Raw genomic sequence first — 14,267 nt, forward strand, 5'->3', positions numbered from 1 at the left:
GTCAGAGCACCGGCTTGGTGTCCGCCAGCAGCCGGTCGATCTCGTCCATCACGTCGTTGCGGCTCGGGTGGACCGGGTCGATCAGCAACTCCCCACGCCGGTCGAGCGCGCCCCACTGGCTGTCCGGGGTGGCGATCAGGAACGCCACCGGGTGGATCACCATCGCCGGGTACGCCGGTGACACGATCACCCGACCGGTCCGGTCGACCACACCCTTGCGCCCGCCGAGGTCGACGATCGCGAGTCCCTCGTCGGTGAACCCCTCGACGTAGCGCCCGTCGGTCAGGGCGGTGGCGAATGCCGCGTACCGGGTCGGCAGGACCTCCCGACCGGTCTTGTCGACCGCACCCCAGCCCCCGCGCCGGATCGCGGCGATGCCCCGACGGAACGGCCGTACGTCGTCGCAGCCCTGCCCGATCACCACCTGGTTGTTCTTGTCGACGGCGATCCATCCGCCGGTACCGTCGCGGGAGACCCAGGCCAGTCCGTCGGCGAAGGAACCGACGCCGAGGTAACCGGCGTTCGCCCCGATGAGCAGCTCACCGGACTCGTCGATCAGCTCCCAGGCGCGGGCTTCCGGTCGGCGTACCCAGGCCACCCGGTCGTGGAACGGCTGGGCGTCGGCGTAGCTCGGCGCGATCGCGGACTCGCCCTCCGGTGTGGTGTAGCCCCACCGCTGCATCCGTTCACTGAACGTTGGCACCGGCGGCCGGTGCACCTGGAGGATCTCGTCCCTCTCCCGGGGGTACGGTCCCCAGCCCTGCTGTGCCACCTTGCTGAACACCGCGTCCAGCGCGAGTTCGGTACGGGCGATCAGGTCCGGGTCCTCGACCTTGCGCAGCTCCAGCGCCTTCTCGAAGTGGTTGCACGCCTCGATGTACCGGCCCTGGTCGTAGCAGGATCGGCCGGCGTGCTCGTGCATGGTGGCGCGCAGCCGGTCCGGCAACTCCGACGAGTTCGCCTCCTCGAACAGCCGGTCGGCCTCGGCGAAGTCGCCGCGCCACTGCAACACGTGCGCCAGCCGGGCCTGGGCGATGGCGATCCGCCGCAGTTCGCCGGTGGCCTCCGCGTGCCCCAGGGCGAGCTTGCCGTCGGCGAGCGCCTTGCCCAGGTCGCCGAGGATCCGGGAGACCACCGCGCGCAGGCTGAGCAGCCGTGCCCGGGTCCGGTTGTCCTGCGCCGGATCGACCTTCTCGGTCAGCCGGTCCCGGATCGCCCGCAACTCGTCGGGATCCTCGACCAACTCTCGCAGGGTCTCGTGGTGGAACCGCCACCGGTACGCCGAGAGCACCTGCTCCGGGTCCGGGGGCGGCGGTTCGGGCGTCTCCTCCTCGGCCGGAGCCTCGTCCGGTGTCGGCTCCTCCGGCGAGATGATCGGGGTGAGCATGGTCGGCGCCCGCAGTGCCGTCGCGGCACCCGCCGCCGGGCCCTCCGGTGCGGGCAGCACGGTGTCCGGGCTGGCCTCGGCAACCGGTGAGCCCGGGGGAGCGGTGGCGAGCGGCGGACCGGAGACCGGCACCGGATCCTCCGGCAGCGGGCCCTCGGCCGGGTACCCGCCGTCGGCCGGACCTCCCTCGTCGGTCGAGCCCTGCACCGGTGCGCCGGCGTCGCCCGCGGGTCCGGTCGGCGCATCGCCCGGTACCTGCCCCGTCGACGGTCCGACCGCCGCATGGTCCGCGGTGGACCCGTTGACGCCCGGGTCGGTCGGTGCCCCCTTTTCCCCGTCGGTGCCGGCCGGGTCCGCCGATACCGGGCGGGTCGTGCCGGCGATCGGACCGGCCGGTACGTCGGACGCGGTCCCGCCGGGCGTCACCGGAGCGGAATCGCCCGCTAGCGCGTCGACGCGGATGCCGTCGGCGACCGCCGATTCCCCGGCCGGTCCGCCGACACCCGCCGCCGATCCGCCCGGAGCGTGGACGGCTGTTGCCGATTCACGGGGAGTGTGGACGCCTGTTGCCGACTCACCGGGGGAGCGGCCATCCGTCCTCGGCTCGTGGTCGGGTGCCGCCTCCGTGCCGCCGGTGGACGACGCTGTTCCCGTGCCGCCGGTGGACGCTGCCGTCGCCGTGCTGCTGGTGGACGCTGCCGTCCCTATGGTGCCGCTGGACGGAGCCGTCACTGCGGCGGCGTCATCGGTCCGGGCAGGAGCGGGTGGCGGCCAGGGAGCAGGGGGTGTCGAGGGAGCGGGCGGCGTGCCGGTCGGCAGGGCAGCGGGGGTCGCACCCGTGAGCGGATCCGGCACCCGGTCGGGGTCGCTCGGTCGTGCGGCGTCGGGCAGACCGGTCGAGGTCGGCTCCGACGGCTGTGCCCCGACCACCGGGCCGGACTCCGGCACCGCAGGCCCGGCGGACAGCGTGGCGGCGGCTTCGGCATCCCGGCCCGCGCCGGCGTCCGGCACCGACCCCGGCGACACAAGTTCCGCCGATGCCGATGCCGATGCCGATGCCGATGCCGATTGCGGTGGCGGCGCCGGTGCCGAAGGCGGTGTGGGCGGGGGCGCGGTCGGCGCCGGCACGGTGGCCGGTGGTGGGGCGGGATCGAGCCGAACCACGGGTGCGGGGGGCTCGACGGGTGCGGGCTCGACCGGAGCGGGTCGGGGTGGGGTCGGTGGTGGCGGCGCGGTGAGGAATTCCAGGCGCAGTCCGGCGGCCGGCGGGGCGGAGACCGGCGTACGCGGCGAATCGTCGTGCTCCTCCGGCCCGCTCGGCGAAACGGGGTGGGCGGTCGCCTTGTCGTCGGCGGTCGTCGGCGGCCAGCCCGGAGTGGAGTCGCGGTCCTCGGCCGGGCCACCGGTGCGCTGCGACGGCGTCGGTTGTTCAGCCGGTGCCGGCTCGGGAGCCTGGTGCTGCCGTTCGCGCTTGGGGGTGAACAGGTCGGCACCGCTCGGCAGCGGCTCGTTCACCACCGGCGGACCGGAGGTGGGTGCGGTCGCCCGGTCCGGCGTCCGGTACGGCGGCACCGCCTCGGCGAGCGGCCAGCCCTGTCCGGGCGGCACCTGGCCGTGCCGTCCCTGCTCGACCGGCCGGTCGTGGGCGGAGCGCCCCTGCCCGACCGGTCGCTCCTGGTCCGGACGGGTGTACTCGACCGGCCGGTCCTGGGTGGGTCGTCCCTGCTCGGTCGGCCGGTCATGGGCACCGCGCCCCTGCTCGACCGGTCGGTCCTGGCTCGGGCGGGTGTGGTCAGTCGGTCGTTCCTGGCTCGGGCGGGTGTGGTCGGTCGGCCGGTCTGGACCGGGCCGAATGTGTTCGGCGGGACGGTCGGGCCGGGTCGGCGTGCCGGGGCGGCCGGCGGTCGGGCCGGCTTCGGTCATCGGCGGGCGACCGGTACCGGAGTCGGACGACCGGTAACCGTCGCGCGTCGGCGGCTGGTCCTGGCGTACGGCGGGACCACGGTCGGGGGACCAGCCGTTGTCCGGACCCGGTCCGGCCCACCGGTCGTGCGGCGGTACGGGTTCATGCTCCGGACGGCCGGTGTTCGGCGGTTGCCGGCGCGGTGGTTCGGCACCGGGCGGGTAACCCGGCTCGCCCCGGCTCGGCCGCTCGGCTGGGCCGTCGCTCCGGCCCGGCCGGGCTATGCCACCGGGACCGATCGGGACCTGGGCGTCCGGTGCGGACCAGCCCCTCGGCTGGGTGCGGCCCGGTCCCTCGGAGTTGTCGAACCGGCGGTCGGCCGACGACGGGCGGCGGCCGGGCAGGGCCTGGGTTTCCTCCGGCGCGGAGTCCGGTCGCCAACCGCCGGACCGGTCGTACGGCGCAACCGGACCCGGCCCACTCCAGGTTGCTTCCGGACCCTGCCCGCTCCACGCCGCTTCCGATCCCGGCCGGTACGGCTGGCGCTCCCGCGCCTCCCGGTCCCGCTCGTACGTCTCGGAGTCGTACCCGCCGGGGCGGCCCCGATCCTGCTGGTAGCGCTGGTCGGGTCGGTCGGTCGCCCGGTACTCGCCGTGCCCCGAGCCGCCCGGTCCGCCGCGCCCGGGACCGCCCGCCCCACCACGATTCTGGCCACCGGGGTAGGCGGGACCGGTCGGATGGGCGGGACTGACCGGATGGGCGGGGCTGACCGGGTGCGCCGGGCTGACCGGGTGCGCCGGGCTGACCGGGTGGGCCGGGCTGACCGGACGAGCCGAACCGACCGGGTGGGCGGGACTGACCGGGTGGGCGGGGCTGACCGGGTGCGCGGGGCTGATCGGATGAGTGGAGCCGACCGGGTGGGCCGGGCTGACCGGGTGAGTGGGTCCGACCGGGCGCGCGGGTCCGACCGGACGAGCCGGCGGAAGGGGCCCGCCCCAGTGTTCGGCCCGGTCGGGTGCGGGTGGCGTCGTCCCCCACCCGTCCTGGGCCGGGCGCCGGCTGTCCGTGGTCGGATACTGCCCCCGCTCGCCCGCCTGGCCGTACCCGGACGGCTGGTCCTGCCCGCGATCGCCGCCCTGGACCGGCTGCCGGTCGTGCCGCGAAGGGGACGGGTCGTGCCGCGAGGACGAGGTGTCGTGCCGGGAAGAGGACGAGTCAAGCCGTGAGGATGAGTCGTGCCGGGAAGAGGACGGGTCAAGCCGTGAGGACGAGTCGTGCCGGGAAGAGGACGAGTCGTGCCATGCGGAGGGGGCGTGGTCCGACTGCCGGCCGTGCCCGGACGGTGAGCCGTGGCCCGAGGGCGGGCCGTGCCGGGAGGGCTGGCCGTGGTCCGGATGTTGGCCGTGCCTCGAAGGTGGACCGTTCTCGGGCTGCTGACCGTACCGGGAGGGTGGGGTGTCGGAGGTCGAGGTCGGGCGGTGACCCTGGGAGACGTGCCCGGACGACTGTCCGTGGCCCGAGGCCGGACCACGACCCGCCTGTTGGCCGGAGAAATGGGACGGGTTCGCCTCGTCGGGGTGCGACGATGGTCCGTCGGACGGGTAGACCCCGGCCCGGCCGGAGACGACCGAGGCGCGGCCACTGGCCGCTGGGCGTTGCGGTGGTCGCTTCGGTCCGGGGTCGCCCGGATACCGCTGGCCGGGAAAGGCGGCCTGCCACTCGGTGGTCGGTTCACCCATCCAGGAGGGCTCGGGCGGGTCTCCCCACCGGTCCCGGTAGCGATCCGTCATGATCCGACCCCGTTCCGGCGGGGGGCGCGGCGCGGCCGGTGGAACGGCTCGCGGCGCTCAATCACGGCGGTGTCACCTCGTCGGAAATTCTCACTGGGCAGCCGGGGGCGCCGGGTAAAGTCGCCCGGCTCGCTGCAGCGTGGTCGCGGAAGGAGGGTAACGGCGTGGGCTCGGTCACCGCCACTGCGGCACCACCGATCAGTAGAAACATCATGTCCTTGTTCCGGACATTTACTGCGATAACAGGATCAGGGTACCGTCGTTATTCGACGTACCGACAGGCGACGTTCGCCGGAGCCTTCACCAACACCGTCTTCGGCTTCCTCCGGTGCTACGTACTGCTCGCCGTGGCCACCGGGGTCGGCGGCCCGGCGGCCGGTTACGATCCGGCGCAACTGGCCACCTTCGTCTGGGTCGGGCAGGGACTGCTCGCCGTGGTGGGACTCTGGGAACGAACCGACCTGGCTGATCGGATCCGGACCGGGGACATCGCCACCGACCTGCTCCGGCCGGTCCATCCGGTGGTCAGCTACCTCGCCACCGACCTCGGACGGGCGGCGTACGCGATGCTGACCCGGTTCGTCCCGCCGGTGCTCACCGGCCCGATCTTCTTCGACGTCTACCTCCCGAGCCGCTGGTACACCACCCCGCTCTTCCTGGTCTCGACGCTCGTCGCCGTGGTCCTCTCGTTCTGCTGCCGCTACCTGGTCAACGCGACCGCCTACTGGCTGGAGGACGTACGCGGGCCGATGGTGCTCTGGACCCTCGCCTCCGGCGTACTCGCCGGTCTCTACTTCCCGCTGCGTTTCCTGCCGGAGTGGATCAGCGTGCCGCTGTGGCTGGCCACCCCGTTCCCGAGCCTGATGCAGACCTCGCTCGACGTGGTGACCGAACGCGACCGTCCGGCGGTGCAGGTCGGTCTGGTCGGCGTACAGGTGGTCTGGGTCGGGGTGCTCCTGTACGCCTGTTACGCGGTGCAGCGGCGGGCCGAGCGGCGACTGGTGGTGCAGGGTGGGTGAACGGGAAAACCCGGCCGGACCGGGCGCGGGTTACCTGGCCCTGCTGCGCGGGCAGGCGCGGTCGCAGGCGTCGTACCGGACCTCGTTCGCGCTCGACCTGGTCAGCAACGTCGGCGCCACCGTCTTCGACGTGGTCACGGTGCTGGTGCTGTTCCAGGTGACCCGGATCCTCGGCGGATTCGACGTACGCGAGGCGATGGTGATGGTGGGGCTGTCCGCCTGTTCCTTCGCCACCGCCGACCTGGCCGTGGGCAACATCGAACGGGTCCAGCAGTATGTCCGGACCGGGCTGATGGACGCGGTCCTGGTACGCCCGCTCGGCGCCCTGCCGCAACTGCTGCTGATGGACCTGCCGCTGCGCAAGCTGTCCCGGGCGGCGTTCGGGCTCGCCGTGCTGGTCGTGGCGCTGGCCGCGGCCGACATCGACTGGACTCCGGGGCGGGTCGTGCTGGTGGTGGTCGCCCCGCTGGCCGGGACCGTCTTCTTCGCCTCGATCTTCGTCGCCTCGGCCACCCTGGCGTTCTGGTGGATCGACTCGGGCCAGGTTGGCAACGCGTTCACCTACGGTGGTCGGGACTTCACCTCGTATCCGATCACCGTCTACGGTGGATGGTTCCGCGCGATTTTCGCGTACGGCCTGGGTTTTGCCTTCGTGGCCTACCACCCGGCGCTGGCGCTGCTGGGCCGGGCCGACCCGCTGGGCCTGCCGGGCTGGGTCGGTTGGGCCGCGCCGGGCGTCGCGGGGCTGGCCGCCGTCGGCGCCGCCGCCGCGTGGCGCGGTGGCATCAGACACTACCGGAGTACGGGGTCCTGATGAGCGACGTCATCGAAGCGCGCGGACTGCGCAAGGAGTTCACGGTACGGGTGAAGACCGGCCGGTTGCGCCGGATGAGGAAGGTCGTCGCCGCGGTCGACGGGGTGGACCTGGTGGTGGCCCGGGGCGAGATGATCGGCTACATCGGACCGAACGGGGCCGGCAAGTCGACCACCCTGAAGATGCTCACCGGTGTGCTGATGCCCTCCGGCGGCGACGTACGCGTCTGCGGGCTGACCCCGGTGGCGCAGCGGACCCGGCTGGCGCTGCGTATCGGGGTGGTGTTCGGCCAGCGTTCGCAGCTCTGGTGGGATCTGCCGCTGCGGGACTCGTTCGACCTGCTGCGGCACATCTACCGGGTGCCACCCGCCGAGCACGCCGCCCGGCTGCGCCGCTGCCGGTCCCAGCTCGACCTGGACGAGTTCCTCGACACCCCGGTCCGGCAACTCTCCCTGGGGCAGCGGATGCGCGGTGAGCTGACCGCCGCGCTGCTGCACGGGCCGGAGGTGCTCTTCCTGGACGAGCCGACCATCGGCCTGGACCTGGTGAGCAAGCAGGCGGTCCGGGAGTTCCTGGGTGACCTGGGCCGGGCCGGGGACACGACCCTGGTGCTCACCACCCACGACCTGGCCGACATCGAACGCCTCTGCCGCCGGCTGGTGGTGATCGATCACGGTCAGGTGGTGCACGACGGCGACATCGAGGCGCTGCACGCCCGGTACGGTTCGCGCCGCCTGGTCGTGGTCGACCTGGACGAACCGCTGGCCGATCCGCCGGCCCTGCCCGGTGCGCCGGTGCGGCGGATCGAGGCGGACGGTCGGCGGCTGGTCTTCGAGTTGGAGTCGGCGACCGCGGGGGAGGTGGTGGCCCGGCTGGCCGGGCTTACCACCCTGCGCGACATCGCGATCGTCGAGCCGGACATCGAGGACGTGGTCCGCCGCCTCTACCAGACCCCCGCCCCGCCCGGTGTCATCCCACTCCAGGCGCCGGAGTCGGTTACCCGGTCCGACCTCACGGGTGCTCCCTGAGCCCGCTCACGGGTGCTCCATGACGAGCACGGCGAAGGTGCCCGGGGCGAGCGCCTCGTAGCGGTGCGGTACGTCGCCGGGAAAGGCGGCGTAGTCGCCCGGTTCGAGTTCCACCGGCGCCGAGGCGGGTCCGGTACGCAGCCGTCCGGCGCCGACCACCAGGTGTTCCATGCTGCCGGGGATGTGCGCGGTCGCCTCGCGTACGGCACCGGGTTCGAGGGTGAGCAGGTAGATGTCGCGCCGGGCGCGGGTCGAGCCGGCGGCGAGCAGGGTGCCGGTGAAGTCGGCCTGTTCCGAGCGGATGCCGCTGCCGTCACCGGCCCGGACCACCCGTACCGCCGGGGCGGGTTCCTCGACCAGCCGGCTGAACGGCACCTCCAGTGCGACGCCGAGCGCCCAGACCGTTTCCACGCTGGGGTTGCCGGTCCCGGCTTCGAGCTGGGAGAGCGTCGACTTGGCGATGCCGGCCCGGCGGGCCAGTTCGGTGAGCGAGATCCCGGCGCGTTCCCGTTCCCGGCGCAGGGCGGCGGCGATGGTGGCCACGGGCGAGCTGGGTTGGGACGGTGGCATGTTCGCTCCATCGGTCAGGCTGTTCGGTTTGACGAACGCGGGCACGGCGTTCATTATTCTGAACCATGCGTACGGTAGACCGAACAACCGACCGCGCACTGCTGCGCGACATCGGCGCGCTCAGCGTGGCGATCATCGCGGTCGGCGCCTCCTTCGGCGCGATCGCGCTCGCCGCCGGGCTGCCGGTCTGGGCCGTGATCACCATGTCCACCGTGCTCTACGCAGGCGGGGCGCAGTTCATGGCCGTCGGGCTGGTCGCCGCCGGCAACCCGCTCGCCGCCGTACTCGCCGGACTCCTGCTCAACGCCCGGCACCTGCCGTTCGGGCTCACCCTCGGCGACACCCTCGGTACGAGTTGGCCGTCCCGAATCGTCGGCGCCCACCTGATGACCGACGAGACCACCGCGTTCGCCCTCGCCCGGCCCGAGGGTGCCGCCCGACGGCGGGCGTACTGGCTGGCCGGGGTGCTGCTCTTCCTCGCCTGGAACGCCGGAACCGTGCTCGGTGTGCTGCTCGGTGGGATCGCCGGCGACCCGAACCGGCTCGGCCTGGACGCCGCCTTCCCGGCCGGTCTGCTCGCCCTGCTGCTGCCCGTCCTGCGGGACCCGGACACCCGCCGGGTAGCGGTGGTCGGGGCACTGGCCGCCGTACTGCTCACCCCGGTCCTGCCGGCCGGTCTGCCGGTACTGCTGGCCCTGGGCGGGCTCGGCGTACTCGCCCTGCCCCGACGCAAGCCGGTACGGCCATGCTGATCGCGGTGATCCTGGCCCTGGCCGTCGGCACCTACGCGTTCCGGCTCGCCGGTGTGGTGCTGCGGGAACGGGCCGACCTGCCGGACTGGCTGGCCCGACTGCTCCCGATCGCCGCCGCCACCATGCTCGCCGCACTGGCCGCCACGGCGGCGCTCACCGAGGGCGGTGCCTTCGCCGGCATCGCCCGCCCGGCCGGCGTACTGGTCGGCCTGGCACTCGCCGTACGCCGGGCACCGTTCGTACTGGTGGTGGTCGCCGCGGCCGGCACCACCGCCGTACTCCGCCTGCTCGGCGTCGCCTGAGGCTCCGCCCGACGCAACCCGAGCGGGTTTAGATCTTGTCGCCGATCTTGACGCGGGGAGTGGGTGCGCGCATCCGGCGGAACGTGATCGAACGCATGATCGCGTAGAGGTAGAGCGAACCCATCCGCAGCTCGGACTTGGGGAACCGCTCGGTGACCAGCTTCTTGATCCGCCGTGAGATCAGGATCGAGTCGATCACCACGCCGATGGCGAGCGCACCCCAGAGCAGGTTCGAGATCAGGCGTACGGGATCCGGCATCGCGGCCGACGAACCGATCAGCACGATCAGGGCACCACCGAAGAACCAGGTGCCGATCGTACGGCGGGAGTCGACCACGTCACGGGCCAGCACCCGCTCCGGTCCCCGGTCACGGGGTCCACCCTCGCGACGGAACTCGGCCGCCGCCTCGGCCCGTGCGGCCCGACGACGCTCCCGCGCCTCCTGCTTGTTCGCCGGTGGACGGGTCTCCACGGCGCCCGCTCGACGCCCCGCACTCGGGCGCTTCGGCGTCTCCTTGCCGAGCTCCTTCTTGCTGGGGGTGTAGCCCCTGGGGCGGGCGGCATCGGTCGCCTCGTCGGTCGTCACCGCGGTGACGTTCTCCTCGACGAGGTCGGTGGGCTTACGGCGAAACAACGACGGCACGGATGAAGGGTAGCGGGCGGCTGACGCCTCCCACACATCACGGTGCGGGAGGCGTCAGCGACTACGCCGTATGTGCTGCTACGGGCGTTCTACGTGGGCACCGAGGGCGGAGAGCTTCGCCTCGAAGTCCTCGTACCCGCGGTTGATCAGGTCGACGCCGTACACCCGGGAGGTGCCCTCGGCGGCCAGTGCGGCGATCAGGTGGCTGAACCCGGCCCGCAGGTCCGGGATGACCAGGTCGGCCGCGTGCAGCTTGCTCGGGCCGGCGATCACCGCGGAGTGCTTGAAGTTGCGCCGGCCGAACCGGCACGGGGTGCCGCCCAGGCAGTCGCGGTAGACCTGGATGGTGGCGCCCATCTTGTTCAGCGCCTCGGTGTAGCCCAGGCGCTGCTCGTACACGGTCTCGTGCACGATCGACAGGCCCCGGGCCTGGGTCAGCGCGACCACCAGGGGCTGCTGCCAGTCGGTCATGAAGCCGGGGTGGACGTCGGTCTCCAGCGCCACCGCCTGCAACTCGCCGCCCGGGTGCCAGAACCGGATGCCGCCCTCCTGGCCCGCCGAGCCCAGCTTCGGCGGCCGGGCGTCGGTGACCTCGTACGCGCCGCCGACCGACCGGAACACGTTCAGGAACGTCATCATGTCGACCTGCTCGGCACCGAGCACCTCGACGTCGCCGCCGGTGGCCAGTGCCGCCGCGGCCCAACTCGCCGCCTCGATCCGGTCCGGGATCGGCCGGTGGGTGTAGCCCTGGAGCCGGGGTACGCCCTGGATCTCGATCACACGGTCGGTGTGCACCTTGATGATCGCGCCCATTTTCTGCAGGATCGCGATCAGGTCGACGATCTCCGGCTCCACCGCCGCGTTGCGCAGCTCGGTGACGCCCTCGGCCATCACGGCGGTCAGCAGCACCTGCTCGGTCGCACCCACACTCGGGTACGGCAGCTCGAACTTGGTGCCGTGCAGGCCGCTCGGCGCGGTGAGGTGCATGCCCTCCGGCGCCTTGTCGACGACCGCGCCGAACTGCCGCAGCGCCTGGATGTGGAAGTCGATCGGCCGGGGGCCGATGTGGCAGCCACCCAGGTCGGGGATGAACGCGTGCCCGAGCCGGTGCAGCAGGGGCCCGCAGAACAGGATCGGGATCCGGCTCGATCCGGCGTGCACGTTGATCTCGTCGGTGGTGGCGCTCTCCACGTTCGCCGGGTCGAAGATCAGCTCGCCGTCCTCGGCGCCGTCACTGACCCGGACTCCGTGCAGTTCAAGCAGACCTTTGACGATCTCGACGTCGCGGATACGCGGGACGTCGAACAGGCGGCTCGGGGTGTCGCCGAGCAGGGCGGCGACCATCGCCTTCGAAACAAGATTCTTGGCGCCGCGGACCCGGATCTTCCCCGACAACGGGGTACCTCCGTGCACGACCAGTACGTCGTCGGTCAACGCAACCTCCAGCGGAATAGATGCTGCCGGGTAAGGGGTGCGGGGCGGCTGAGCGTCACTCACGGCCGTAGCCCGTAGGGCGCAGCCGCGGGGATACGGCTGGCTCTGTGTCGCCTGGGCAGCATAGCGCTCCGTGACCGAAATGGCGTTGGTCACCCCGACCTAGATGGCACGAAATCGGGACGTCACTGCCTATCGGTACGGCGGCCATTACTGCAAGTAATCGGATCTGCTCACGGAAGGGCGAGCATCTGGTCCAGCGCCACCTTGGCGTGGTGCGCGGTGTCCGGATCCACCGTGATCTGGTTGACAACCCGGCCGGCGACCAGCTCCTCCAGCGCCCACACCAGGTGCGGCAGGTCGATCCGGTTCATCGTCGAGCAGTAGCAGACCGCCCGGTCGAGGAACATGATCTGCTTGTCCGGGTGGGCGTTGGCGAGCCGGCGTACCAGGTTCAGTTCGGTGCCGACCGCCCAGGCCGAGCCGGCCGGCGCGGCCTCGATGGTCTTGATGATGTACTCGGTGGAACCGACGTAGTCGGCCGCCGTCACCACGTCGTAACGGCATTCCGGGTGCACCAGCACGTTTACCCCGGGGACCCGGGTCCGAACCTCGTTCACACTCTCCAGAGTGAACCGGCCGTGCACCGAGCAGTGCCCGCGCCAGAGGATCATCTTGGCCTCGCGCAACTGCTCCGCAGTGAGCCCACCGCCCGGCTTGTGCGGGTCGTAGAGCACGCAGTCGGCCGGGTCCAGACCCAGCTCCAGCACGGCGGTGTTGCGACCCAGGTGCTGGTCGGGCAGGAAGAGCACCCGTTCCCCGCGCTCGAACGCCCAGCGCAGCGCCCGTTCAGCGTTCGACGAGGTGCAGACCACACCGCCGTTGCGGCCGACGAAGCCCTTGATGTCCGCGGACGAGTTCATGTACGTCACCGGCACCGTCGAACCCGCGACGCCCAGCTCCTCCAGCACCTCCCACGCCGTCTCGACCTGGGGCAGCGCGGCCATGTCCGCCATCGAACAGCCGGCGGCCAGGTCGGGCAGGATCACCTGCTGCCTGTCGGTGGTGAGGATGTCGGCGCTCTCGGCCATGAAGTGCACGCCGCAGAAGAGGATGTACTCCGCGTCCGGCCGGGCCGCGGCCTCGCGGGCGAGCTTGAACGAGTCGCCGGTCACATCGGCGAACTGGATCACCTCGTCGCGCTGGTAGTGGTGGCCGAGCACGAACACCCGCTGGCCGAGTTTGGCCTTCGCCGCGGTCGCACGGGCGACCAGGTTCGGGTCACTCGCCGGGGGAAGCTCCCCCGGACAGTCCACGCCACGCTCGCTGTCCGGGTCGGTTCCGCGACCCAGCAGGAGCAGGGCGGTAGCGGTGTTGGACGGCTCTACCCAGGTCGAAGTCACGCCCTCCATGCTCCCACAGCGCGGGGCGCCCGCAGCGCCTGCCGATGTGGGCTGCCACACTGCCGTGATGCGGGTTCTGATCTGTCCAGACAAATTCGCCGGTACCCTCTCCGCCCCCGAGGTGGCCGCCGCCGTGATCGCCGGCTGGCACGACACCGCCCCCGGGGACCAGGCCATCGCCCGACCGCTGGCCGACGGCGGTCCGGGCTTCGTCGAGGTGCTCGCCAACGCGGTCGCCGGCCGCCGGCTGGCGGTGCCGACCGTCGATCCGCTCGGCCGCCCGGCGCAGGGCGAGATCCTCATCACCGACCCGGACGCCGCCGGTGGCGTACCCACCGCGTACGTGGAGAGCGCGCAGGCCTGCGGCCTGCACCTGCTCACCGAGGACGAACGCGACCCGAAGATCACCACCTCGTACGGGCTCGGGTTGCTGATCGCCGCCGCGGTCGAGTCCGGGGCCCGTCGGGTGGTGATCGGGCTCGGTGGCTCGGCCACCAACGACGCCGGTGCGGGCCTGCTCGCCGCCCTCGGCGCCGCCCCGATCGACGAACTCGGCCACGCACTCCCGTACGGGGGTGCCGCGCTGGGCACCGCCTCGGCGCTGGCCGGTGCACCCCGCCTGCGGGAGGTGGAACTGGTCGCGGCGACGGACGTGGACAACCCGCTGACCGGCCTGCACGGCGCCTCGAACGTGTACGGACCACAGAAGGGCGCCTCCCGCGAGGACGTGTTCCTGCTCGACTCCGCCCTGGAGGTGTTCGCCGGTGTGCTGGAGCGGGAGTTGCCGACCTGCCCGCCGGACCTGGCCACCCTGCCCGGTGCCGGTGCGGCCGGTGGGCTCGGGGCGGCGATCCTCGCCCTGGGCGGTCGGTGCGAGTCGGGAATCGCCCTGGTCACCGACATGATCGGGTTGGCCGCAGCGCTGGACGAGGCGGACCTGGTGATCACCGGCGAGGGGTCGTTCGACCACCAGTCCCTGCGCGGGAAGGTGGTCGCCGGCATCGCCGGAGCGGCCCGGGACCGGGGACTGCCCTGCGTGGTGCTCGCCGGCCGGGTCAGCACCGGGCGGCGGGAGGCGGCGGCGGCCGGGGTGACCGAGGCGTACAGCCTGGTGGACCACTTCGGTGGCGAGGAACACGGTGGGGTCGAACAGGCGATGACCCGCCCGGCCGAGGGGCTGCGCGCGGTCAGCGCCCGCCTCGCCGGCCAGTGGAGCCGCTGA

The 14,267-nt window shown here is 72.5% G+C and carries 11 protein-coding genes; 6 read left to right on the forward strand and 5 right to left on the reverse strand.

The window, feature by feature from the left end; genetic code table 11:
* Position 1: 1 nt before the first annotated feature.
* The gene (locus tag ACWEFB_RS27730) at positions 2–5,080 is read right to left on the reverse strand and encodes a hypothetical protein (protein WP_452290016.1); all 5,079 of its coding nucleotides are present in this window, start codon (positions 5,078–5,080) and stop codon (positions 2–4) included.
* Between the two features lie 212 nt (positions 5,081–5,292).
* Between ACWEFB_RS27730 and ACWEFB_RS27735 the strand changes: the two genes are divergently transcribed.
* Genes ACWEFB_RS27735 through ACWEFB_RS27745 form a run of 3 tightly spaced genes read left to right on the forward strand, consistent with a single transcriptional unit; the run spans position 5,293 to position 7,941 of the window.
* A complete protein-coding gene (locus ACWEFB_RS27735; protein WP_452290018.1) occupies positions 5,293–6,099 on the forward strand; it encodes an ABC transporter permease in 807 nt (268 codons plus the stop codon).
* The gene (locus ACWEFB_RS27740; RefSeq protein WP_452290020.1) at positions 6,092–6,913 is read left to right on the forward strand and encodes an ABC transporter permease; all 822 of its coding nucleotides are present in this window, start codon (positions 6,092–6,094) and stop codon (positions 6,911–6,913) included. Before ACWEFB_RS27735 ends, ACWEFB_RS27740 begins: the two co-directional genes overlap by 8 nt.
* Positions 6,913–7,941 carry an ABC transporter ATP-binding protein gene (locus tag ACWEFB_RS27745; RefSeq protein ID WP_452290022.1) on the forward strand — a complete coding sequence of 343 codons (1,029 nt, stop codon included), beginning with the start codon at positions 6,913–6,915 and terminating at the stop codon, positions 7,939–7,941. The genes ACWEFB_RS27740 and ACWEFB_RS27745 overlap by 1 nt, the downstream gene beginning before the upstream one ends.
* A 6-nt stretch (positions 7,942–7,947) precedes the next feature.
* On the opposite strand, the gene ACWEFB_RS27750 is transcribed toward ACWEFB_RS27745, so the two are convergent.
* The gene (locus ACWEFB_RS27750; RefSeq protein ID WP_452290062.1) at positions 7,948–8,511 is read right to left on the reverse strand and encodes a helix-turn-helix domain-containing protein; all 564 of its coding nucleotides are present in this window, start codon (positions 8,509–8,511) and stop codon (positions 7,948–7,950) included.
* Between the two features lie 65 nt (positions 8,512–8,576).
* Here ACWEFB_RS27750 and ACWEFB_RS27755 point away from each other — a divergent pair, with 65 nt between their 5' ends.
* Together ACWEFB_RS27755 and ACWEFB_RS27760 are read left to right on the forward strand one after the other, a co-directional pair.
* Positions 8,577–9,263, forward strand: a complete 687-nt coding sequence (locus tag ACWEFB_RS27755) for an AzlC family ABC transporter permease (protein WP_452290024.1) — start codon at positions 8,577–8,579, stop codon at positions 9,261–9,263.
* The gene (locus ACWEFB_RS27760) at positions 9,257–9,565 is read left to right on the forward strand and encodes an AzlD domain-containing protein (protein WP_452290026.1); all 309 of its coding nucleotides are present in this window, start codon (positions 9,257–9,259) and stop codon (positions 9,563–9,565) included. Before ACWEFB_RS27755 ends, ACWEFB_RS27760 begins: the two co-directional genes overlap by 7 nt.
* 28 nt (positions 9,566–9,593) lie before the next feature.
* Here ACWEFB_RS27760 and ACWEFB_RS27765 read toward each other — a convergent pair whose 3' ends face one another.
* The 3 genes from ACWEFB_RS27765 to nadA form a co-directional block, all read right to left on the reverse strand.
* Complete coding sequence (locus ACWEFB_RS27765) at positions 9,594–10,208, reverse strand: DUF3043 domain-containing protein (protein WP_452290028.1); 615 nt, start codon at positions 10,206–10,208, stop codon at positions 9,594–9,596.
* A gap of 78 nt (positions 10,209–10,286) precedes the next feature.
* On the reverse strand, positions 10,287–11,642 hold the full coding sequence (gene murA / locus ACWEFB_RS27770; RefSeq protein WP_452290030.1) for a UDP-N-acetylglucosamine 1-carboxyvinyltransferase: 1,356 nt from the start codon (positions 11,640–11,642) through the stop codon (positions 10,287–10,289).
* Positions 11,643–11,875: 233 nt separating this feature from the next.
* Positions 11,876–13,045 carry a quinolinate synthase NadA gene (gene nadA / locus ACWEFB_RS27775; protein WP_452290032.1) on the reverse strand — a complete coding sequence of 390 codons (1,170 nt, stop codon included), beginning with the start codon at positions 13,043–13,045 and terminating at the stop codon, positions 11,876–11,878.
* A 67-nt stretch (positions 13,046–13,112) separates the two neighbouring features.
* Here nadA and ACWEFB_RS27780 point away from each other — a divergent pair, with 67 nt between their 5' ends.
* On the forward strand, positions 13,113–14,267 hold the full coding sequence (locus ACWEFB_RS27780) for a glycerate kinase family protein (protein WP_452290034.1): 1,155 nt from the start codon (positions 13,113–13,115) through the stop codon (positions 14,265–14,267).

This window comes from Micromonospora sp. NPDC004704, assembly GCF_053601675.1.

What these genes read in the sequence shown, in the direction of transcription:
- ACWEFB_RS27730 (WP_452290016.1), bottom strand. Translation starts at nt 5,080, where the DNA reads ATGACGGATCGCTACCGGGACCGGTGGGGAGACCCGCCCGAGCCCTCC.
- ACWEFB_RS27735 (WP_452290018.1), top strand. Translation starts at nt 5,293, where the DNA reads ATGTCCTTGTTCCGGACATTTACTGCGATAACAGGATCAGGGTACCGT.
- ACWEFB_RS27745 (WP_452290022.1), top strand. Translation starts at nt 6,913, where the DNA reads ATGAGCGACGTCATCGAAGCGCGCGGACTGCGCAAGGAGTTCACGGTA.
- ACWEFB_RS27750 (WP_452290062.1), bottom strand. Translation starts at nt 8,511, where the DNA reads ATGCCACCGTCCCAACCCAGCTCGCCCGTGGCCACCATCGCCGCCGCC.
- ACWEFB_RS27755 (WP_452290024.1), top strand. Translation starts at nt 8,577, where the DNA reads ATGCGTACGGTAGACCGAACAACCGACCGCGCACTGCTGCGCGACATC.
- ACWEFB_RS27760 (WP_452290026.1), top strand. Translation starts at nt 9,257, where the DNA reads ATGCTGATCGCGGTGATCCTGGCCCTGGCCGTCGGCACCTACGCGTTC.
- ACWEFB_RS27780 (WP_452290034.1), top strand. Translation starts at nt 13,113, where the DNA reads ATGCGGGTTCTGATCTGTCCAGACAAATTCGCCGGTACCCTCTCCGCC.